We start from the raw sequence: 19,103 nt of genomic DNA on the forward strand, positions 1-19,103 counted from the left end.
TTGACTCGGTATCCCGGGGTAAATCCAGGTTATAGCGAATTCGGGGGCGATCTGCTCACCCCGGTGACCGTGGACCGGGAGGCGAGATAGGGGGCATCGGTGGGCGAACAGGGCATGGAGACCGGGACCGTACCCCAGCCCGGTCGGTTGTCCGGGGGTGGGCTCACGGTCGGGGTGGAGGAGGAGTTCCTGCTGGTCGACGCCGTCTCGCGCCGGACCGTCGCGGGCGCTGCCGACGTGCTGGCCCGGGTGGCCGAGGTCACGCCGGGCATGATCGGGATCTCGTACCACCCCGAACTGCTCGGCACCCAGGTGGAGGCCACGACCGGGATCTGCACAGAACCGGCGACCCTCCGGCGTGATCTCTGGGACGCGCGACTGCGGCTGGCCGACGCGGCGCGGGCCGAGGGCCTGCGGCTGGTCGCGTCGGGAACGCCGGTGCTGCGCGGCCCTACACCACCGGTCACCGCGAGTCTGCGGTTCATCCGCATCGCCGAGATGTACGCGGGGGTGGTGGCCGAGTATCAGGCGTGCGGCTGCCATGTGCACGTGGGCGTCGACGACCGGGAGACCTCGGTGGCCGTGGTGAACCATCTGCGGCCGTGGCTGCCGACGCTGCTGGCCCTGTCGGTCAACTCGCCCTTCGACCGTGGCGTGGACTCGGGGTACGGAAGCTGGCGGGTGATCGACCAGGCGAGGTTTCCCGGGGCCGGGGTGCCTCCGTGGTTCCCGTCCGCCGCCGCGTACGACACCCAGGTCGCCCAGTTGATCGACTGCGGTGTGCTCGTGGACTCCTGCATGACCGTCTGGCTCGCGCGGCCCTCGTCGCGGTTTCCGACCGTGGAGGTCAGGGCGGCCGACGCCGCGGCGACGGTGGACGAGGCGGTTCTGCAGGCGGCGCTCGTGCGTGGCCTGGTGCGCACCGCGCTGAGCGAGCTCGCGGCGGGCCGGGAGGCGCCGCCCGTCACCGCACCGATCTGCGCGGCGGCGGTGTGGTCGGCCGCGCGGCACGGGCTCGGCGGGCCCGGCGTGCATCCGCTGCTCGAACGCCCGGTGCCCGCCACCCGGCTGCTGGCCGAGCTGCTCAGGCGGGTCCGCCCGGCCCTCGAGGACACCGGCGACCTGGCCGAGGTGCGAAGGCTCCTCGCCGCGATGGCGCTTCGCGGCTCGGGTGCGGCCAGGCAGCGCCGGGTGGCCGCCGGCGGTCCGCAGGCCGTCGTCGACATGCTGGTGGAACAGACGGTTCGCCGAGAGGAGGGCGCCTGGATCCCGTAGGCCTGTCGTGCCGCCGTAGACCTGCAGCGGAGCCCTGCGGGCGAGAGTGTTTGTCCGGTTTCAACAGGGTAGGGGCCGATCGCACGTTGTTTCCTCCGTGAGGAGTGGAGATGGGCGTCCCGGTTCTCCGCACCGTGACCGCCAGGTCGGGCTATGGCATCCCGGTCACGGTCGTGATCGCGACCAGGAACCGCCGTGACGTACTGCTGCGCACGCTCGCCCGGCTGCACCGGTTGCCGGAACGGCCGGCGGTGATCGTGGTGGACAACGCCTCGACCGACGGCACGGCGGACGCGGTGCGCCTGCTCTTTCCGGACGTCGGCGTGCTGGGGATGTCGCGAGATCTCGGTGCGCTCGCCAGGAACGTCGGCGTACGGGCGGCGAGAACGACCTACGTGGCCTTCAGCGACGACGACTCGTGGTGGGAGCCCGGCGCCCTGCGCCGCGCGACCGAGATGTTCGCCGGCCACCCGCATCTGGGACTGATCGCCGCACGGACGCTCGTGGGCGCCGAGCGCGCGCCCGACCCGATCAACGCGACGATGGCGGCCACGCCTCTGCCCGCCGAGGCGAACCTGCCGGGGCCGCCGGTTCTCGGCTTCCTGGCCGGCGCGTCGCTCGTGCGTCGCCGGGCCTTCCTGGAGGCCGGCGGCTTCAACCAGGTGCTGTTGTTCGCCGGTGAAGAGCGGCTGCTGGCCTACGACCTCGCCGCGCTGGGCTGGGGCCGGTGCTACATCCCCGAGGTCGTGGCGCTCCACGAGCCGCCGCCGAACCTGCCCTCCTCGGCCCGGCGCCACCGGGCCGAGCTGCGCAACGCGCTGCTGGTCGCATGGCTGCGACGGCCGGCGTGGTTCGCGCTGAAGCAGACGGCACGGCTGGCGCGCCGAGGGCTGCGGGACGCCGATTCCCGGGTGGCGCTCGCCGGGGCCGTACGCCGCATGCCGTCTGCCCTGCTGGGCCGACGGCGGCTGCCCCCTTCGGTGGAGGAGGCGGCCAGGCTCGTCGAGGCCCGGTCATGACGCCTGTGCACCGGGGCGTGTGACGGGCGCGGGAAGAGCCCGCTCGGGGCGGTCAACGCCGCACCGTGAACGGGCCGATGGCCAGCATGTCGACCGGCGTGGACCCGAAGAGCTCGAGCGCGTCCCGGATGTCGTCCACGATGGGCCGCCCGGCGGTGTTGAGACTGGTGTTGACCAGCACGGGCAGGCCCGTACGACGCTCGAAGGCGTCCAGCAGCCGGGTCAGCAGCGGCTCCTCCACAGGGTTGACCGTCTGTACCCGTGAGGTGCCGTCGACGTGCACCACGGCCGGGATGCGGTCCTGCCACTGGGCGGCCACGTCGTGAACGAAGAGCATGTACGGGCTCGGGATCGGTCCCCGCTCGAAGATCTCGGCCGCCCGGTCGAGTCGCACCATCGGCGCCACCGGCCGGAACGCCTCGCGTCCCTTGACGTCGTTGAGCCGGTCGAGATTGGAGCGCCTGCCCGGGTGGGCCAGCAGGGACCGGTGTCCGAGCGCCCTCGGGCCGAACTCGCCGCGCCCTTGGAACCAGGCCACGATCCCGTCGGCCGCGAGCACCTCGGCGACGTCCTCGGCGACGTCGGCCGGGCGGGTGAACGGCACACGGGCGCGGCGCAGCGCCGCCTCGACGGCGGCGTCGTCGAACTCCCGGCCCAGGTCGGCGCCGTCCATCGACCAAGCGGGGTCGCCCGCCTCGGAGGCCAGGTGCAGTGCCGCGCCGAGTGCAGTGCCGGCGTCGCCGGCCGCCGGCTGTACCCAGACGTTCTCGAACGGGCCGTAGCGGGCCAGGAAGGAGTTGGCGACGCAGTTCAGGGCGGAGCCCCCGGCCATGGTGAGGAGCCGGTCGCCGGTGCGCTCGTGCAGCCACCAGGTCATGTCGAGCAGGACCTCTTCGAGCCGGCGCTGCACGCTGGCCGCCAGATCGGCGTGCGCCTGGCTCAGAACGAGATCGCCGGTGTCCCCGCCGCCGCACGCAGCGGCTCCCGTGCCGATCCCCGTGCCGATCCCCGTGCCGATCCCCGTGTCGGCCTCCGGCCCGATCTCCGGGCCGGACTCGCCGTCGGCCCGGCCGGGAACATCGCGGCCGATCCGCGGGCGGCGGCGCAGCGACGGGGCCAGCTCGGCCCAGGGGATCGGTTCGGTGACGAACCCGCCGTCGTCGCGCATCCGCACCGCGGCCCGCAGCCGGTCCAGGTGACGCGGTTTGCCGTATGACGCCAGGGCCATGACCTTGTGCTCGTCGGAGGACCTCAGGAATCCCAGATGCTCGGTCAGGTCCTCGTACATGAGGCCGAGCGAGTGGGGCAGCGGCTGGCTCGCCAGCACGGTCAGCGCACCGTCCTGGTAGCGCCCGGACAGGTGCGAATGGCGCTCCCCGCGACCGTCGCACACGAGGACGCTGCACGCTCTGTCGCGCACCGCCAGCGCCGCCGACGCGGCGTGCGCCACATGGTGCGGGACGAACCGCACTCGGCGCGGATCAAGTCCGGGCAGCGCGGTGGCCAGGAAGCCGGGCGCGTGGAAGGCGAACTCGGTGCGCAGCGGGTCCCATGGGTCGTCGAGCCCGGAATCCTCCGCGGGGATCACCAGGGCCGGGTCGTAGGAGAATCCGATCAGGTCGAGTTCGTCGGGGGACAGGCCGGCCTGCTCCAGACACCAGCCGGCGGCCCGCACGGGCTGCTCCCAGGCGGAGAACGGCACGGGCCTTTTTCCATGCTTGCGGCCGCTGAACCGCTCCTCCTCGGCGGCGGCCACGACCTGACCATCGATCACCAGGGCGGCCGCCGGGTCGTGAAAGATCGCGTTGATGCCGAGTACGTGCACGAGACGCCCCCCGTCTCGACGTGCGGCGGGCCCGACAAGGAACCGGCGTGTTCCTCTTCTGCCCTGCCGACGACCTGGTGAAACGGGGTGCTTTCGGTGCCTGCGTGCCGGTTCGCGCATGCGTCCGCCGTGGACGGACCCCGGCTCGGCTCGATCGGCGGGCCGCTGCGCCGCCGCCCGCTAAACCGCGGGGCCCTGAGCCGTAAATGGACTGTCGCGGACGTGGTGAACGTTGTTCAGTGTCCTTCTTGGGGTGTTTGAGGCAAGTCACGTCGGATAGGGGAGAAGTGAGTGTATTTGGTAGGACGATGCATTCGGTGCCCTGAGTGTGGCTGCGGCATGGACCTGGACCGGCCTCTCGGAGAAGCCTGTGCACGGGGGTCATTCCGGCGATCCATCACCTTTCTCCGTGTCGAGGAGAGGCTCTTGATCATTCATATGCTGTCCGGACACGCCGGCCCGCTCGGGCCGGCGGCCGGGCGTGGACGTGCCCGAGCGGGTCCGGCCTCGGCTCCGCCGACGCCCACCTCTGCGATCGGCCGCTCCTTACGGCGACCGGACCGCGGCCGGGCGGTGGGCACATGAGGCGGGGGCCGCTGGTCGTCATCGGCGACACGCTGCTGGACATCGATCTCGTCGGCACCATCGACCGGCTCTGCCCGGACGGGCCCGTGCCGGTCATCGAGGACGTACGGGAACACGCTCGCGCCGGCGGGGCTGGGCTCGTCGCGACCCTGGCCACCCGGCTCGCGGGGCAGAAGGCCGTTCTGATCACCGCGCTCGGTGACGACCGGTACGGCGAGCGGCTGAGAGAGCTGCTCGGCCGGTACGCCGACGTGGTGCCCATGCGGCTGCGCGGTGAGACGGCACGCAAGACGCGGGTGCGGGCCGCCGGGCGGTCGGTGGTCCGTATCGACGAGGGCGACGGCCGGCTGGTGGCCGGTGCGGTCGACGAGGCCGTCGTCGCGGCGGTCGGCGCCGCCGCGGCGGTCCTGGTCGCCGACTACGGCCGGGGCGTCGCGGGCCACCGCGGCCTGCGCCGGTTGCTGACCGAGCTGCCCCCGGGCGTGCCGATCGTGTACGACCCGCATCCGCGGGGCGCGACGCCCCTGCGCGGTGCCCGGCTGGTCACCCCGAACCGGGCCGAGGCGCGTGCCTTCGCCCGGGCCCGGCCGGCCGGCGGCGGCTCGTACTCGCTCGGCCAGGCCGCCGCCGACGCCAGGGCGCTGGTCTCCCGGTGGCGAGCGGCCGGTGTGGCGGTGACCCTCGGCGAGGGCGGCGCTCTGCTCTCGGTCGGCGAGGACATCCCGTTCGTCGTTCCCGCCCCGGCGCTCGGCGACGGCATGGACGCGTGCGGAGCCGGCGACTGCTTCGCCGCCGCGGCGGCGCTGGCGCTGCGGGACGGGTGCCTGCTCACCGAGGCGGTCACCGAGGCCGTCCACTCGGCCTCAGCGTTCGTCGCCTCTGGCGGACCGAGAGGGGCGCTCGCCCGCACGGCCGATCTCGGACATGAGGCCGGGCGCGACGCCTGGGACGTCGTCAGAGCCGTGCGGGAGCGCGGCGGCAAGATCGTGGCGGCCGGCGGCTGCTTCGATCTGCTGCACGCGGGCCATGTCAGCCTGCTGTGCCAGGCCCGTGCCCTCGGCGACTGTCTGGTGGTCTGCCTCAACTCCGACGCCTCGGTCCGCAGTCTCAAGGGGGCCGGTCGCCCGGTGGTCGGCGAGGAGGACCGGGCGCAGGTCCTCGCCGCGCTGGACAGCGTTGACGCGGTGCTGATCTTCGCGGACCGCGCGCCCGGCCGGCTGATCGAGCGCCTTCGGCCCGACGTCTGGGTGAAGGGCGGGGACTACGCGCCCGCCGACCTGGTGGAGGCCGAGACGGTACGCCGGTACGGCGGTGAGGTGGTGCTCGTGCCCTACCTGGACGGCCGGTCGACCAGTCGGCTCGTGGAGCGCACCCGCATGTCCGAGCCGGGCGGGGGCGGTGAGGCCGCATGACCGGTCACGACGTCCGTCGCGCGGTGGTCACCGGCGGGGCCGGGTTCCTCGGCTCCCATCTGTGCGAGCGGCTGCTCCGCGGCGGTGCCTCGGTGATCTGCATGGACAACTTCCTCACCGGCTCACCGCAGAACGTGGCCCATCTCATCGGGCATCCGGGCTTCCGGGTGGTGGAATGCGACCTCACCGGGTTCGTGCACGTCCCCGGCGAGGTCGACCTGGTGCTGCACTTCGCGTCGGCGGCGTCACCGACGGACTACCTCAGGCTTCCGGTCGAGACGCTCAAGGTCGGCGGGCTCGGCACGTTGCACGCCCTCGGGCTGGCGCGGGAGAAGGGGGCCCGCTTCGTGCTGGCCTCGACCAGTGAGGTGTACGGCGATCCGCTCCGGCACCCGCAGCGCGAGGACTACTGGGGCAATGTCAACCCGGTCGGTCCGCGCAGTGTGTACGACGAGGCGAAACGGTACGCGGAGGCGCTCACCACCGCCTACCGCAACAGCCGCGGCGTGCGGTCCGGCATCGTACGGATCTTCAACAGCTATGGTCCGCGCATCCGCCCCCACGATGGACGGGCCATCCCGACCTTCATCCGGCAGGCGCTCGCCGGCGAGCCGCTCACGGTCGCCGGCGACGGCAGCCAGACCAGGTCGATCTGCTACGTCGACGACACGGTGACGGGCATCCTCGCACTCGCGTTCAGCGACCTGCCGGGACCGGTCAACATCGGCCACCCGCAGGAGATCACGGTCCTGGAGCTGGCCGAGACCGTCCGTGACCTGGTGGGTTCGCGGTCGGCGATCACCTTCGTGGACCGCCCGGTCGATGATCCCAGCATGCGCTGTCCCGACACCGCTCTCGCCCGCGAGCGGCTCGGCTGGCGGCCCACCGTGTCGAGCGAGGAGGGGCTGCGGCGCACCATCGACTGGTTCACCGCCGAGCTGGGGCTGGAGCGGGCCGTGGGTACGTGAGACGGGGCACTCGAGGACGCGTCGACACCGAGGTGATCGGGGAGGGGCGCGCGAACAGGCATGATGCACCGCGAGAGGGTAGGGGGAGGACAAGTCGCATTGAACTGATCCTGTGGCGACCAGGGGAAGCATGATGACGCCGTTGAGAGAAACCGTGTGTGAGGGACGGCTTCGTGATCGTTTTCAGCGTGAGGCCCTCCCGTTCCTTCAGCAGATGTACGCGGTCGCGTTCCGCATGACGCGCAACCCGACCGATGCTGAGGATCTTGTCCAGGAGACCTTCGCGAAGGCGTTCGGGTCCTTTCACCAGTTCAAGGAGGGCACGAATCTCAAGGCGTGGCTGTATCGGATCCTGACCAACACCTTCATCAACTCCTATCGCAAGAAGCAGCGGGAGCCGGTGCGCTCGGCGGCCGAGGACGTCGAGGACTGGCAGCTCGCGCGGGCTGAGTCGCATACCTCCAGTGGGCTGAAGTCGGCTGAGGCCGAGGCACTGGAGCATCTGCCGGACTCGGATGTGAAGCGGGCGTTGCAGGATCTGCCGGAGGACTTCCGGATCGCGGTGTACCTGGCCGATGTCGAGGGGTTCGCCTATAAGGAGATCGCCGGAATCATGGGGACCCCGATCGGTACGGTGATGTCCCGGCTGCATCGCGGTCGCCGACAGCTGCGGGGCATGCTGGAGGACTACGCGAGCGGCAGGGTGCTCGCCTGACCGGCCCCGCCGGCGCGGGAAGCCCGGGCGCGGCCGGTCCAGGTCACGGCCGCGCCGGTACTCCGGTCCGTCCCTACTCCGCGCGCTCGGCGGCGACCGCCCGCCATCGCTCCAGGACCAGGGGAAGCTCGTCGTGGACGAAGGCGAAGTAGTCCCGCATGTGGGCGACGCGGTCGCCTGACGGTGTGCCCGGGCCGCCGAGAGCCGTCACACCGTCTTCGGCGAGATCCACGAGGCCCTTGAACAGTTCGTTCTTGGTCGCCGTCGCCTCGTACCAGGCATCGCCCGGCAGCCGGTAGCGGACCAGCCGTGACCCGGGGACCGGCGCGATGGTGCAGTGGCCTGCGGTGTGGCTGCCGGCCGCGCTCGCGGTCGCGTTGTTCGTGCTGCTGCCCGCGCCTGGTCTCGGCGGCGTGGGGGGCTCTGGCGCTGTTCCTGCTGCTTCTCCAGTTCGGCGCCGGACTGCGGCTCAGCCAGAGGCTGCTGGACCTGTCGCCGTTCACCCACATCCCGAAGGTCCCCGGCGGTGACCTCAGCCTGACGCCGCTGATCTCGCTGGGGGCGATCACCGCCGCGTTGACGATCGCCGGTCTGATCGGCCTGAGCCGCCGCGACATCGGCCTGCAGCCCCACCCGGCCTTGCAGCCCCACAAGGCACTGCAGCCACATCTGGCCCTGGAAACGACTCCGGTCAGCCCCGGCGTCCACCCCCGCCGTGATCATGCAGTTATGCGCTGGATGCGGCCTGCGGTACGCGAACAACTGCATGATCACGGCTGGGGAGAGGAGACCCCGCGCGGCCTGTCGTAAACGAACGTTTCGCCGGTTGGAGCCTTGACTGACGTGCGCCGTCCCTCCGAAACCGCATCCCGGAACAGCCGCGGGGAGACCACCGTGATCATGCAGTTGTGCGCGCCAGTCGAGCCACCTTTAGTGGTGATCAAGCAACTCGACATCCCCGGCGATCCACGGTGACCGGTGAGGAGGGAATAACTGCATGATCACGGCAGGGATGCGCTGGGGGAGGCGGCGGCTTCTCGCACCGTCGTGATCATGCAGTTGTGCGCGGGACGGCGGCCGTCGCGCGAGCGGACGTCAGCGGTTGCTTCACTGCGGTTGCTTCACCGGGGTTGTTGCGCTGCGGTTGTTTCACTGGGGTTGCTTCACCGCGCCGGGGCGAGCCCTCGGTGCAGCAGGGCCCGCTCTGTCGCCGTCCATGCCGTCGTGGTGAGCAGGTACAGCGCGGCGGCAAGCGGGACGAAGAGCGCCACGACCACCGTGCCGTAAGGCATGGTGCGCGTCAGCAGCCCCATCGCGCCCGCAGGTGCGCTCCGGCCGGCCCGGCGCGACGACCGCCACGCGACGGCCGCGATGAGGGCGAGCAGACCGAGGCACACCAGGGCCGGCGCCGTGAAAAGGCCGTAGACCGACAACGTGCCCATCACGCTCTGACCGAGGGGCGCGCCCAGCAAAGTGCTCGTGAGCAACGCGTTCTGGTGCCCGGCGATGCTCGCCGATACGAAGAGCCGGTACATGACCATGAAGAACGGCCACTGGGCCAGGGCCGGCAGGCAGCCGCCGAGGAGCTTGGCGTCTTCGACCGCGTACAGCTCACTGATCGCCTCGTGCTGCCGCCGTGGGTCGTTTCCGTGCTTGCGGCGCAACTCGTCCACGCGCGGCTGCAGGCGTAGGCGGGTTCGCTCGGCGCGTGCCTGGCGGACGGCGAGCGGCAACAGCACGGTGCGCAGGCCCAGGGTGAACAGGATGATCGCGGCTGAGGTCGAGAGCTGCCCGGATACCGGGTGGATCGCGGTGGTCAGGGACGTGACGAGGTGGTAGGCGGCGCCCACGGGCGCGTCGAGCACGAGCATGAAGGAACCCTCCGGTGGTGGCTGTGGATCGGCTGGTCGCCGCCGCCGGAGGCGCGTACGCGAGTTGTAGTGCGGTCGAACGCGTGGAGCGTAGGAGCTCAGGCGGCGGTGGCCGCCGCGGAGGGGGCTCTGGGACGGGGACGGCCGGCGGCACCGGGATCGCGCAGCCGCATGCGTCCGGTCCGGGAGGCCCGTCGGCGCAGCGACAGCGCGCGGACGAGCGTCGGGGCGGAGCCGCCCGCACGGCGGGCCGCCGCGGATCGGGAGGCGAGCAGCACCACCAGTCCGGTGACGGCGATCGCCGCCAGCCCGAGCACCGTGTGCGGTGCGGTGACCGGGTCCGTGAGCGACCAGGCCAGGCCGGACAGCCGCAGCAGCGCGGCGATCATCGACCAGGCCATCGGTACGCCCTTCAGTGCGAGTGATCGCGCCGGTCGAGGGACCTGCGGATCACGGCGACTTCAGGAAGGGATGCCATCAAGGACGTCCCGGGGACGTCAAGGGGCTGAGTTGTCGAGTTTCTCCGGGTGGGCTCGGCGGTAGTGCTCGGTCAGGACCTCGCTCGCCTGACCGGGCTTGTGGGCGACAGTGCGTCGGCAGATCTGGCAGCGCACGACCGGAAGACGCGTCACGGTCACCGGGAATCGAGAAGAAGTTGAACTGGCCATCACCCCCATAATGCCAGCTCGTGTGGCACATGCGCACTACCTCCCGGATAAGCATCTCCTGAGTGTCGGCGACGCCGTGATCGTGGCACCCCGCAGATCGGCCACGGGCGACGGCGTGAGCGTCTCGCGGCGGACCGGCGGGCATGGCGGGAGACTCGGTCTCAGGGCCGGCCGCGGGGTGAGCGTAGGCTCGGAGGCACAGCGCCTCGCGGGCTCGCCGTGACAGGGCGGCCACTCCGGTCCCGCTGACGCGGGCCCACCTCGTGGGAGATGGCGAGGCGCCGGAGACCGATCCCTTCGCCGTGTGGCCCGGGTGGTTCCGGGTGGCCTGGTCGGCGCTACGAGGAGGGCGCGCCATGCACATCACCGAGGAGAGTAAGAAGATCGCGGTCACCGGAGCCACGTTGGAGGCCGACGTGGTGGTGCCCGAACAGGCGCAGGGCGTCGTGCTGTTCGCGCACGGCAGCGGCAGTGGCAGGCACAGCCCGCGCAACCGGCACGTCGCCGGGGAACTGCAGCGCGCCGGTCTGATCACCGTACTGGCGGACCTGCTCACCCCGGCGGAGGAGCAGCGCGACGCCTGGACCGGTGAGCTGAGGTTCGACATCGGGCTGCTGACGAGCCGTCTGACGGATCTGACCGACTGGGTGGTGGCCCAGGAGCGCACCCGGGGGCTGGGCGTCGGGCTGTTCGGCGCGAGCACGGGCGCCGCCGCCGCGCTGGCCACCGCCGCGAGGCGGCCAAGCGTGCAGGCGGTGGTGTCCCGAGGAGGCCGGCCGGACCTCGCCGGGGAGGCACTGAGCAAGGTCCTCTGCCCCACCCTGCTGATCGTCGGAGGGCTCGACTCGGTGGTCATCGAGATCAACAGGGAGGCGATGCGGCAGCTGGCGGGCGAGGCCAGCCTCGAGATCGTGCCAGGCGCGTCGCACCTGTTCGAGGAGCCCGGCACGCTGGAGCAGGTCGCCATGCTGGCTCGCGACTGGTTCATCCGCCACCTGCGGCCGGTCGCGCGACCCGCGCGGGAGGCCTGAGCGCGGTGGGGTGACGCCTGAGCCGGACTGGTGAGGCGCGAGCCGGGGGAGGCCCGGCCGGCTGTCGAGCACCCCCGGTCGCGTCAAGACGATCGTTTCGGCGTCTCAGCCGCCTTCCTTCAGAAGCCGGTCGGCGAGCAGTCGCTTGCCCTCTTCGCTGGCCTGGCGGTTCAGCTCCTGCAACTTCCCGAACCACTCGGCGAGTTCCGAGTCGCCTTCGCGCAGGGCGTCGTCCATGTAGGTCTCCAGACGCCAGACGCCCTTCAGACACGCGTGCAGCATCGTGATCAGGTCATAGTGCTTGTCCTTGAGCGCGCTTGCGGGCTGCGACATGATCGGTACCCCCTCACCCGATTAGGTCGTCAATGGGCTGATGCCCGGCATGTTCCGGGATAACCACCGAGCCGTCCCCGCACCGGCCGCTGGACCTCGTGCCTGATCGGCAGCGGCGATCTGGTGTTTCATCGCCAAATAGGGCATATCGCAGGAAACTAGCCGATATAGGGACATTGGAGCTCATCGTGTCCGGACCCCACAGTCTCGAGCGGGTAGTGATCGTCGGAGCCGGTTTCGCGGGATTCCACGCCGCGCGCACGCTCTCCCGTCTGGCCAGGGGCGCCGTCGAGATCGTCCTCGTGAACCCGACCGACTACTTCCTCTACCTTCCCCTGCTGCCCGAGGTGACCGCCGGGATCCTGGAGCCCCGGCGGGTGGCGGTGGCGCTCACGAACAACTGCCCCGGCATCCGGTTCCTGCTGGGCACGGCGTACGGCGTCGACCGAGCGGCCCGCCGGGTGCTCTACCTGGACGCCAGGGGCGATCACCGGTCGCTCGACTACGACCGTCTGGTGCTCGCCGTCGGCAGCGTCAACAAGTTGCTCCCGATCCCGGGTGTCGCCGAGCACGCGTACGGCTTCCGGAGCCTGGCCGAAGCGCTCTACCTCCGTGACCACCTGCTGCGCGAGGTCGAGATCGGCAACGCCACCGAAGACCCCGTGGAGCGCGCGGCCTGCCGCACCTTCGTCGTGGTGGGCGCGGGATACACCGGGACCGAGGTCACCGCCAACGCCCAGTTGCTGACCAAGGACGCCGTCACGCGCTGCCCCGGGCCGGGCGACCAGGAGGTCCGCTGGGTTCTCGTCGACATTGCCCAGCGGCTGCTTCCGGAGCTGGACCTCCGGCTGTCCGAGGCGGCCCACAAGGTGCTGACGAAACGGGGGGTGGACATCCGGCTGCACACCACGGTGGAGGAGGCGACGTCCGGCGGGGTGCGGCTCTCCGGCGGTGAGTTCGTGCCGAGCCGTACGCTCATCTGGTGCGTGGGCGTCCGGCCCGATCCGCTGATCGAGAGCCTGGGCATGACGACGATGCGCGGCCGGCTGGTCGTCGACGCCTACCTCAACGTGCCGGGCCATTCGGAGATCTACGCCTGCGGCGACTCGGCGGCGGTCCCCGACCTCACCCGGCCCGGCGAGGTGACCGCCATGACCGCACAGCACGCGCAGCGCCAGGGCAAGCGCGTCGCCCACAACATCGCCGCCTCGTACGGCCATGGTGAGCGCAAGCCGTACAAGCAACACGACCTCGGCTTCGTCGTCGACCTCGGCGGGACCAGGGCCGCGGCCAACCCACTCGGCGTGGCGCTGACGGGCTTTCCGGCGAAGGTGGTGGCCAGCGGCTACCACCTCATGGCGATTCCGAGCAACCGGCTGCGCATCTGCGCCGACTGGACACTGGAGGCCCTTCTCTCCCGGCAGGTGGTGCAGCTCGGCATGGTGCCGCCGTCGTCCGTACGGCTCGCCGCCACCGCGGAGGCGCCCGCGCCGCCCGGAGCGGTCAGACGGACCGGCTGACCGGCCGGTCGCCCGCGCCGGTGCGCACTGCCCGCGTGGGCCATCCGTACGCGCGGTTCACACGTACGACGCGGTTTCTACCCGTACGGCTCGGTTCATCCGTACGGGTCGGTGTCGCCGGGCGGCGGGGGCCGCACTGGGCAGGCCGGCATCTCCTTGAGCAGGTCGGCGAGCTGGGCGGCGTTGGTCTGGGCGAAGTCGCGATAGCAGTTGTTCATGAGCACGTGGGTGCTCGACGTCTGTCCGGCGAGCTCGCAGACCTTCGGCGCCCATTCCTCGAGCTCCTCCCGCGAGTAGCGGTAGCCGAAGCGCTCGTAGATGTCGCGGCTGGTCCAGCTGTCGCTGCGGCCGTGGAATCGGACGATCTCCAGATCGGCGGTGGCCGCGACCACCGGCGGGATCGAGCACGGGTGGCCCTGCGGCATGTCGACGCAGACGTACGGGATGGCGTACGAGCGCAGGAAGTCCAGGGTCTCCTCCCGGTTCTCCTCACTCATCCAGGTGCGGTTGCGAAACTCCACCGAGATCCGCAGCGGCTCGGCCCGCCGCTTGCACTCGAGGATGTAGAACTTGTTGCGCTTGCCGATCGGGAACCACCGCGGGAACTGGAACAGCACCGCACCGAACTTGCCGGCCTCCCACACCGGCAGCAGCGCCGAAACGAAGCGCTCCCACACCTGTTCGACCACCGCCGGGTCGAGGTCCTTGACGTACAGGTTCTTCTTCGTACCGGCCGGCACCGCCGCCCGGAGGTCCTTCGGCAGCGCGCCGGGGCGGGTCGGGTGACCGGTGAGCAGCGAGAACGCCTTGGCGTCGAAGGTGAAGCGCGGCGGGGTGCGCAGCGCCCACAGTCGCGCGGTCTCCTCGGCCGGCATCGCGTAGTACGTGGAGTCGATCTCGACCAGCGGGAACCGGCTCGCGTAGTGACGCAGGCGCTCCTCGGGGGTCCTCACCTCCGGGGGATACCAGCCGGATTCCAGCAGCGTCTTGTCCGTCCACGACGCCGTACCGACCAGGACCTCCCCCATGTCCTCCACGATAATTCGGCCACCGAGGCGGCCCAAGAGCCGCCGCCGGCCATCGCCCGGCCCTGGCGCACCCGGACCTCGGCAGGGCAGGCTGATCGGCGTCGCCCCATCGGTTCCCGACGAGCCACGGAAGAGACGATGAGCTACGGAATCTTGAACGAGGCATACGAACGTTTCGCCCGTACTGGCCCGGAGTGGGGCGAGGACCAGCTGACGAACCACGGTCCCATGGCGGCCGAGGTGCTCGTACGGCGCGGACACGCCGACGCCGTGCACGGCTGGGTGGATGCGTACGCTCGTCGGCTGGACGACCTTCCGGCGGCGAGCGACAAGATCACTGACCGGACCTGGCACGAGGCGCTGGGCGACGGACGGCGGATCGGCGACTGGACCGCGTACTTCACCGGCCAGGTGCGGGAGCGACCGTGGCAGGACGTGCTCGTCACCTGGTGGCCGCGGCTGCTGCCGGGAATCGTTGCCGGGGCCACGCACGGGCTGATCCGGGTGAGCCATGCCGTGCGAGCTCTGCAGGCCGGTGACGAGAGCGCCGAGGCGGCGACGGAACTGGCCCACGGGCTGGCGTTCTGGGCCGCTCGGATGCTCTCCGTACCCGGTGCGGCCGATCCGGCGGGTGAACTGGACGTCGCCGCGGCGCTGGCCGCGATTCCGCGTATTCCGGATCAGCAGGGCACCGTGGCGACCCGCTTCGGACAGTTCGCAGCCATGCCGACGTGGTCCGGTTCCCTTTCGGCGCTTCGTCCTCCCGCGGATCCCGAGGACGCGCGGGCCCAGTTGGCCGACCTCGTCGCCGGTGCGACGGCGGGTTATCTCACCCACGGGCATGCCAGCCCTGTGCTGCTCGTGCACACCGCGACCGCGCCAAACGCCGTCCTCCACACTCTGTCCGTGCTGCCACGGGACCTGTGGGCACCCAGCCTTTCCGCGGTGTGGGCGGCCAGTGCCGCGATCATCTCCGCCTACGCGCCCCGTCAGGCGGCCCCGCGCGCCGGGCTTCCGCAGATGGAACCGGGGCCGGACGCCGTCGCCCTGCTGATCGAACGCGCTACCGCGCACGGTGACGAGCACGTCATCAAGTTCGCCGACACCGCGGCGGACGCCTATGCACACACGGGTGACGCCGACACGCTCGCCGCGGCGCTACGGGTGGGCGAGCTGATCGAATCCGCGAACTGAGCGACCGGGCAGCGCATCGCCCCGGCGCCGGTCGCGCGGTCGGTCCGCACGGCCGCTCCGCACCGGGCGCCACAGGTCCGGCGCCAGATCGCATACCACCGCACAGGCGATGACGGGCGTATAGTCGCGAGCACAGAGCGGTCTTCACACGTCGGCAGACCGAGCCGGCGTGGCCCACGGCAGCTCACTACTTCGGCACCTCAGCGGGCGCCGAGACGGGTACGGCGAGCATGACGCCGCAACACAGCCCCACCGACAGGGTCCATTCGCCGCCCGCACCGGCCAGTGGGCGCACGTCGATCCAATTCGGAACATAGAGCGGCCACGTACCCGGTGTCCCCAGGCCGGCGGTCCACACGAGGCGAGTGCTCACCCGCCTCTTCCAGGCGTGCGATACGACTTTGCCGCTCATCTCGGAACGGAGATCCACCATGCGCCATGCCCCCACGGCGGCCCGCACGGTCAGGAGTACAAAAGCGACCTCGGACCCCTCGCGCATCGCCGGCCAGCGACGCAGGGTGGAAAGCAAGGTGCAGAGATGACGGCCGACGGAGTCGCCTCGATCACTTGGCGGCCCACGCCGCCCCGCGCGACCGGCACCTCGGCCCGTGAGATCCCCCCTGGTGGCCGGCCATCGGAGATCCGCGTCCCCGGTCACTCCGACCGGATCGCCGCGACGTTCCAGCTGATGGCCGCCCTGCTCGAAGGGGCCGACCTGGCGGAGATGCTGACGCTGGTCGTCGGCCGTGCCCGGCACATGTCCGGAGCCCATCTGGCGTTCATGGCGTTGCCCGGTGAGGCCCCGAGCACTCTGGTCATCGATTTCCCGCACGGGGTCAACGCCGACCACGTCCGCGGGCTCACCGTCCGCGTCGGCACCTCGGCGATCGGCCGGGTGTTCGCGACCCGGCGTGCGCTGTCCTTGCGGGTGGCCACCGACCCCGCACTGAAGGGACTGCCCCCGGGGCCGATCCTCCTGCTCCCGCTGGACACCGGTGAAAGGACCTGCGGAGTGCTCGCCCTGGCCGGCCGGCCCGGCGACATCCCGTTCAGCCCGCCCATCAAACGGCAACTGCTGATCTTCGCCACCACCTCGGCCACGCTCATCGAACTCGCGGAGGAACGCCGCATCACACGTCTCGACTAAAGGCCGGTGGCGGTCGCGTCCGGCGGCGGGGCTCAGGGGCAGGGCTCGGCGGCGGGGCTCAGGGGTGCTCGCGAGCGAGCTTGGCGCTGAATCCGAGCAGAGCGCATCCGGTGACGGCGTCCAGTGCCCTGCGCACAGCACGCTGTCGCAGCCATGACCGTACGCCGCCCAGAGCGGCGACGACCGCCGACAGCCAGACCAGTGAGATCACGGCGTGCGTCAGCACCAGTGCGACGAGGTCACCCGGCGCGACGTGGTCGCGCGGCAGGAACTGCGGCAGCACCGACAGGTAGAACGTCAGCACTTTGGGATTGGTGATGTTGGACAGGAAGCCCTGACGCCACCCGGTCAGCCGCCGGCCGCGGTCCTCGCCGCCGCCGTCACCATCGGACTCCGAGCCCGCGGCACGGCCCCGTACGGCGCTGCGCATCGCCTGCACGCCCAGGTAGGCCAGGTACACGACGCCCGCCCAGCGGATGGCGTCGAACAGCGGCCGGATGCCGACGATCACCGCACCGAGACCCAGCGCGGCCACGATGCCCTGGATGAGGTTGCTGGTGGCCACGCCGAGGGAGGTGGCCAGCCCGGCCGGCCGGCCGCCGGTGATCAGGTTCTTGACCACGACGGTGAAGTCCGGCCCGGGCACCAGAACGAGGATCACGGCGAAGACGACGAAACTGAGGTAACTGGTGAGCGTCATTCAGATCTCCCTGCTTCAGGTTCCATGCCGTGCTCATCGGTTCAGGCCGGCGTCGAACTCGCCTGCCTCGTCGACCGCGGCTCCGACCGGGCACGCGTCCCCTCGGCAGCGGTCATGCCTGCACAGCCGGCAGATCTGCCGGGCGTGCGCCCGGTCGTGCGGGATGCCCGCCAGCAGCTTCGCCGTCAGGCGGGCGAACCGGTCGCGCTCGCCGGGGTCGAGGGGCGCCAGCACGTCTTCGAGCACGTCCTGACGCGCTCGCAGCGCTCGCCGCGCGGCGGCCGCCCCGTCGCCGGTGAGGCTGAGGGGAGCCTGCCGCCGATCCGTCCCGGTCGCGCGTGTCACCAGCCCGCGGCCCGCGAGGCGGTCCACCAGCCGTACTGTGCCGCTGTGGGTGATGCCGAGCACCGTCGACAGTTCGCGGATGCTGAGCCCCGGGTGGTCCAGCAGCGTCGTCAGGGCGGCGACACCGGACAGGTCGCCGCCCGTGGCGGTGCGCATGGCCGCCGACTGGGCGTCCGCGACGGCGACCGCGAGCGCCCCCAACAGGTTGGCGGCGTGGTCCGACATCGGCTCTCCAAAGTATGACTGAGTCACATAATAGGTTACGCCGTCCAGGTCGGCCCGGAGTGGTGGCACATCGGGATCAAAGATGCGCTGCGTGACATCGCGGCGATTCCTTGACCCATGAGCGTGTACGGGGCCACGCTGCCCAACGTGACCACCGTTCGTGTCAACGATGTCGCCGGCCGATTCGGCACCCCCCCGACCCCATCGCCGGCTCGGCCCGCGTGACCTCCGCCCCTGACCGCAGCGAGCGAATCGGTCAGCAGCTCTCGAAGGCGGCCAAGGCCGGGTCGGGTGGCCCGCGGCTTCTCGCGCGGGTGCCGATGCCTTCGCTCGGACGCCGCACCGGTTCGCGTGGCGGTTCCCCGGCTCCCGAAGAGGAGAGGCGTCGCGTGCGACGGTGGCTGCGCGCCGCGTGGCGCACCGCCCGGCGGGCGCTCGTCCATGCGTGGGCCGACCGGATCCTCGGGCTGGCGGCCGAGGCGGCCTTCTGGGCGCTGCTGTCGTTGACCCCGCTGCTGCTGGTGCTGGTGGCGGCGATCGGTTACCTCACGCCCTTGTTCGGGCCGCACATCGTGGTGAACGTGGAGGCACGGATCCTCGACGCCGCCCAGCACGTTCTCGCGCAGTCGGCCGTCGACCAGGTGCTGCGGCCGACGCTCGGCGATGTCCTGCGGCATGGTCGGGGCGAGATCGCCTCGATCGGCTTCGTGATGGCCCTGTGGACCGGCTCGACGGCGATGAGCACGTACGTCAACGCCATCGCCATCACCTACGGCAGAAGGGATGTGCGGTCCGCGGTGCGCGCCCGCGCGCTCGCGTTCGCCCTCTATCTCGGCGCGCTGGTCACGGGGTGCGTCACCCTGCCGCTGATGGTGACGGCGCCGGGCTGGATCATCGCGGTCGTCCCGATGGAGGCCCGGTCGGTCGTCGGCCCGGTCATCCGGCTCGGCTACTGGCCGTTCCTCGTCGTGGTGTGCACCGCGCTGCTCGCGACGCTGTACCACCTCGCCGTACCGGGCAGGGTGGGCTGGCTGCGGGAGCTGCCAGGTGCGATCGTGGCCATGCTGCTCTGGCTGATCGGCAGCGCGATGCTGCGCATCTTCCTGTCCATCGCGATCGCGCACAGCCCTACCTACGGGGTGCTCGCCGCGCCCGCCGCCGCACTGCTGTTCCTGTACGTGACCGCACTCGCCGTCCTGTTCGGCGCCGAGCTGAACGCCCAGATAGAACACCGCCGCGCCA

General features: G+C 71.2%; 20 protein-coding genes. 11 read left to right on the forward strand and 9 right to left on the reverse strand.

From position 1 onward, the window contains the following. Positions 1-99: 99 nt before the first annotated feature. Both HKK72_RS18210 and HKK72_RS18215 read left to right on the forward strand, forming a co-directional pair. On the forward strand, positions 100-1,275 hold the full coding sequence (locus HKK72_RS18210; RefSeq protein ID WP_315987318.1) for a glutamate--cysteine ligase: 1,176 nt from the start codon (positions 100-102) through the stop codon (positions 1,273-1,275). A gap of 110 nt (positions 1,276-1,385) precedes the next feature. Then, positions 1,386-2,294: a glycosyltransferase family 2 protein gene (locus tag HKK72_RS18215; protein WP_187235580.1), complete on the forward strand. Its 909-nt coding sequence runs from the start codon at positions 1,386-1,388 to the stop codon at positions 2,292-2,294. 52 nt (positions 2,295-2,346) lie between these two features. Here the strand turns inward: HKK72_RS18215 and HKK72_RS41080 are convergent, their stop codons facing one another. Next, complete coding sequence (locus HKK72_RS41080) at positions 2,347-4,119, reverse strand: carbamoyltransferase (protein ID WP_315987319.1); 1,773 nt, start codon at positions 4,117-4,119, stop codon at positions 2,347-2,349. A 581-nt stretch (positions 4,120-4,700) separates the two neighbouring features. Between HKK72_RS41080 and rfaE2 the strand changes: the two genes are divergently transcribed. The 3 genes from rfaE2 (at position 4,701) to HKK72_RS18240 (ending at position 7,799) form a co-directional block, all read left to right on the forward strand. After that, positions 4,701-6,116, forward strand: a complete 1,416-nt coding sequence (gene rfaE2, locus HKK72_RS18230; RefSeq protein WP_187235581.1) for a D-glycero-beta-D-manno-heptose 1-phosphate adenylyltransferase — start codon at positions 4,701-4,703, stop codon at positions 6,114-6,116. Beyond that, positions 6,113-7,084, forward strand: coding sequence for a UDP-glucuronic acid decarboxylase family protein (locus tag HKK72_RS18235; protein WP_187235582.1), 972 nt, complete (start codon positions 6,113-6,115; stop codon positions 7,082-7,084). The genes rfaE2 and HKK72_RS18235 overlap by 4 nt, the downstream gene beginning before the upstream one ends. A gap of 133 nt (positions 7,085-7,217) precedes the next feature. Beyond that, complete coding sequence (locus tag HKK72_RS18240; protein WP_315987321.1) at positions 7,218-7,799, forward strand: sigma-70 family RNA polymerase sigma factor; 582 nt, start codon at positions 7,218-7,220, stop codon at positions 7,797-7,799. Positions 7,800-7,872: 73 nt separating this feature from the next. Here HKK72_RS18240 and HKK72_RS18245 read toward each other — a convergent pair whose 3' ends face one another. After that, positions 7,873-8,031, reverse strand: coding sequence for a hypothetical protein (locus HKK72_RS18245; RefSeq protein WP_187235584.1), 159 nt, complete (start codon positions 8,029-8,031; stop codon positions 7,873-7,875). A 77-nt stretch (positions 8,032-8,108) separates the two neighbouring features. On the opposite strand from HKK72_RS18245, the gene HKK72_RS18250 reads away from it, so the two are divergent. Then, complete coding sequence (locus HKK72_RS18250; protein ID WP_187235585.1) at positions 8,109-8,609, forward strand: hypothetical protein; 501 nt, start codon at positions 8,109-8,111, stop codon at positions 8,607-8,609. Between the two features lie 353 nt (positions 8,610-8,962). Here the strand turns inward: HKK72_RS18250 and HKK72_RS18255 are convergent, their stop codons facing one another. Beyond that, positions 8,963-9,670, reverse strand: coding sequence for a YidC/Oxa1 family membrane protein insertase (locus HKK72_RS18255; protein ID WP_187235586.1), 708 nt, complete (start codon positions 9,668-9,670; stop codon positions 8,963-8,965). 98 nt (positions 9,671-9,768) lie between these two features. Beyond that, positions 9,769-10,071, reverse strand: a complete 303-nt coding sequence (locus HKK72_RS18260) for a DUF6412 domain-containing protein (RefSeq protein WP_261986942.1) — start codon at positions 10,069-10,071, stop codon at positions 9,769-9,771. Positions 10,072-10,694: 623 nt separating this feature from the next. Between HKK72_RS18260 and HKK72_RS18265 the strand changes: the two genes are divergently transcribed. Next, positions 10,695-11,369: a dienelactone hydrolase family protein gene (locus HKK72_RS18265; RefSeq protein ID WP_187235587.1), complete on the forward strand. Its 675-nt coding sequence runs from the start codon at positions 10,695-10,697 to the stop codon at positions 11,367-11,369. 105 nt (positions 11,370-11,474) lie between these two features. Here HKK72_RS18265 and HKK72_RS18270 read toward each other — a convergent pair whose 3' ends face one another. Next, the gene (locus tag HKK72_RS18270) at positions 11,475-11,702 is read right to left on the reverse strand and encodes a hypothetical protein (RefSeq protein WP_222720859.1); all 228 of its coding nucleotides are present in this window, start codon (positions 11,700-11,702) and stop codon (positions 11,475-11,477) included. Between the two features lie 188 nt (positions 11,703-11,890). On the opposite strand from HKK72_RS18270, the gene HKK72_RS18275 reads away from it, so the two are divergent. Further along, the gene (locus HKK72_RS18275; protein WP_187235588.1) at positions 11,891-13,222 is read left to right on the forward strand and encodes an NAD(P)/FAD-dependent oxidoreductase; all 1,332 of its coding nucleotides are present in this window, start codon (positions 11,891-11,893) and stop codon (positions 13,220-13,222) included. Positions 13,223-13,317: 95 nt separating this feature from the next. Here HKK72_RS18275 and HKK72_RS18280 read toward each other — a convergent pair whose 3' ends face one another. Beyond that, on the reverse strand, positions 13,318-14,250 hold the full coding sequence (locus HKK72_RS18280; RefSeq protein ID WP_187235589.1) for a DUF72 domain-containing protein: 933 nt from the start codon (positions 14,248-14,250) through the stop codon (positions 13,318-13,320). Between the two features lie 138 nt (positions 14,251-14,388). Here HKK72_RS18280 and HKK72_RS18285 point away from each other — a divergent pair, with 138 nt between their 5' ends. Continuing rightward, positions 14,389-15,444, forward strand: coding sequence for a questin oxidase family protein (locus tag HKK72_RS18285; RefSeq protein WP_187235590.1), 1,056 nt, complete (start codon positions 14,389-14,391; stop codon positions 15,442-15,444). Between the two features lie 187 nt (positions 15,445-15,631). Here the strand turns inward: HKK72_RS18285 and HKK72_RS39925 are convergent, their stop codons facing one another. Then, the gene (locus HKK72_RS39925) at positions 15,632-15,817 is read right to left on the reverse strand and encodes a hypothetical protein (protein WP_222720860.1); all 186 of its coding nucleotides are present in this window, start codon (positions 15,815-15,817) and stop codon (positions 15,632-15,634) included. Positions 15,818-15,982: 165 nt separating this feature from the next. Here HKK72_RS39925 and HKK72_RS18295 point away from each other — a divergent pair, with 165 nt between their 5' ends. Next, positions 15,983-16,591, forward strand: a complete 609-nt coding sequence (locus tag HKK72_RS18295; RefSeq protein ID WP_187235592.1) for a GAF domain-containing protein — start codon at positions 15,983-15,985, stop codon at positions 16,589-16,591. 58 nt (positions 16,592-16,649) lie between these two features. Here HKK72_RS18295 and HKK72_RS18300 read toward each other — a convergent pair whose 3' ends face one another. After that, positions 16,650-17,291 carry a LysE family translocator gene (locus tag HKK72_RS18300; protein WP_187235593.1) on the reverse strand — a complete coding sequence of 214 codons (642 nt, stop codon included), beginning with the start codon at positions 17,289-17,291 and terminating at the stop codon, positions 16,650-16,652. Between the two features lie 33 nt (positions 17,292-17,324). After that, complete coding sequence (locus HKK72_RS18305; RefSeq protein ID WP_187235594.1) at positions 17,325-17,861, reverse strand: MarR family winged helix-turn-helix transcriptional regulator; 537 nt, start codon at positions 17,859-17,861, stop codon at positions 17,325-17,327. Between the two features lie 389 nt (positions 17,862-18,250). On the opposite strand from HKK72_RS18305, the gene HKK72_RS18310 reads away from it, so the two are divergent. Continuing rightward, the coding region (locus HKK72_RS18310) for a YihY/virulence factor BrkB family protein (RefSeq protein WP_315987320.1) at positions 18,251-19,103 on the forward strand (853 nt) is incomplete at its 3' end.

Source organism: Actinomadura sp. HBU206391, from assembly GCF_014323665.1.
GTDB lineage: Bacteria > Actinomycetota > Actinomycetes > Streptosporangiales > Streptosporangiaceae > Actinomadura_C.

What these genes read in the sequence shown, in the direction of transcription:
- HKK72_RS18300 (WP_187235593.1), bottom strand. Translation starts at nt 17,291, where the DNA reads ATGACGCTCACCAGTTACCTCAGTTTCGTCGTCTTCGCCGTGATCCTC.
- HKK72_RS18270 (WP_222720859.1), bottom strand. Translation starts at nt 11,702, where the DNA reads ATGTCGCAGCCCGCAAGCGCGCTCAAGGACAAGCACTATGACCTGATC.
- HKK72_RS18285 (WP_187235590.1), top strand. Translation starts at nt 14,389, where the DNA reads ATGAGCTACGGAATCTTGAACGAGGCATACGAACGTTTCGCCCGTACT.
- HKK72_RS18280 (WP_187235589.1), bottom strand. Translation starts at nt 14,250, where the DNA reads ATGGGGGAGGTCCTGGTCGGTACGGCGTCGTGGACGGACAAGACGCTG.
- HKK72_RS18265 (WP_187235587.1), top strand. Translation starts at nt 10,695, where the DNA reads ATGCACATCACCGAGGAGAGTAAGAAGATCGCGGTCACCGGAGCCACG.
- HKK72_RS18215 (WP_187235580.1), top strand. Translation starts at nt 1,386, where the DNA reads ATGGGCGTCCCGGTTCTCCGCACCGTGACCGCCAGGTCGGGCTATGGC.
- rfaE2 (WP_187235581.1), top strand. Translation starts at nt 4,701, where the DNA reads ATGAGGCGGGGGCCGCTGGTCGTCATCGGCGACACGCTGCTGGACATC.
- HKK72_RS18255 (WP_187235586.1), bottom strand. Translation starts at nt 9,670, where the DNA reads ATGCTCGTGCTCGACGCGCCCGTGGGCGCCGCCTACCACCTCGTCACG.
- HKK72_RS18260 (WP_261986942.1), bottom strand. Translation starts at nt 10,071, where the DNA reads ATGGCCTGGTCGATGATCGCCGCGCTGCTGCGGCTGTCCGGCCTGGCC.
- HKK72_RS18240 (WP_315987321.1), top strand. Translation starts at nt 7,218, where the DNA reads ATGACGCCGTTGAGAGAAACCGTGTGTGAGGGACGGCTTCGTGATCGT.
- HKK72_RS18235 (WP_187235582.1), top strand. Translation starts at nt 6,113, where the DNA reads ATGACCGGTCACGACGTCCGTCGCGCGGTGGTCACCGGCGGGGCCGGG.
- HKK72_RS18305 (WP_187235594.1), bottom strand. Translation starts at nt 17,861, where the DNA reads ATGTCGGACCACGCCGCCAACCTGTTGGGGGCGCTCGCGGTCGCCGTC.
- HKK72_RS18295 (WP_187235592.1), top strand. Translation starts at nt 15,983, where the DNA reads ATGACGGCCGACGGAGTCGCCTCGATCACTTGGCGGCCCACGCCGCCC.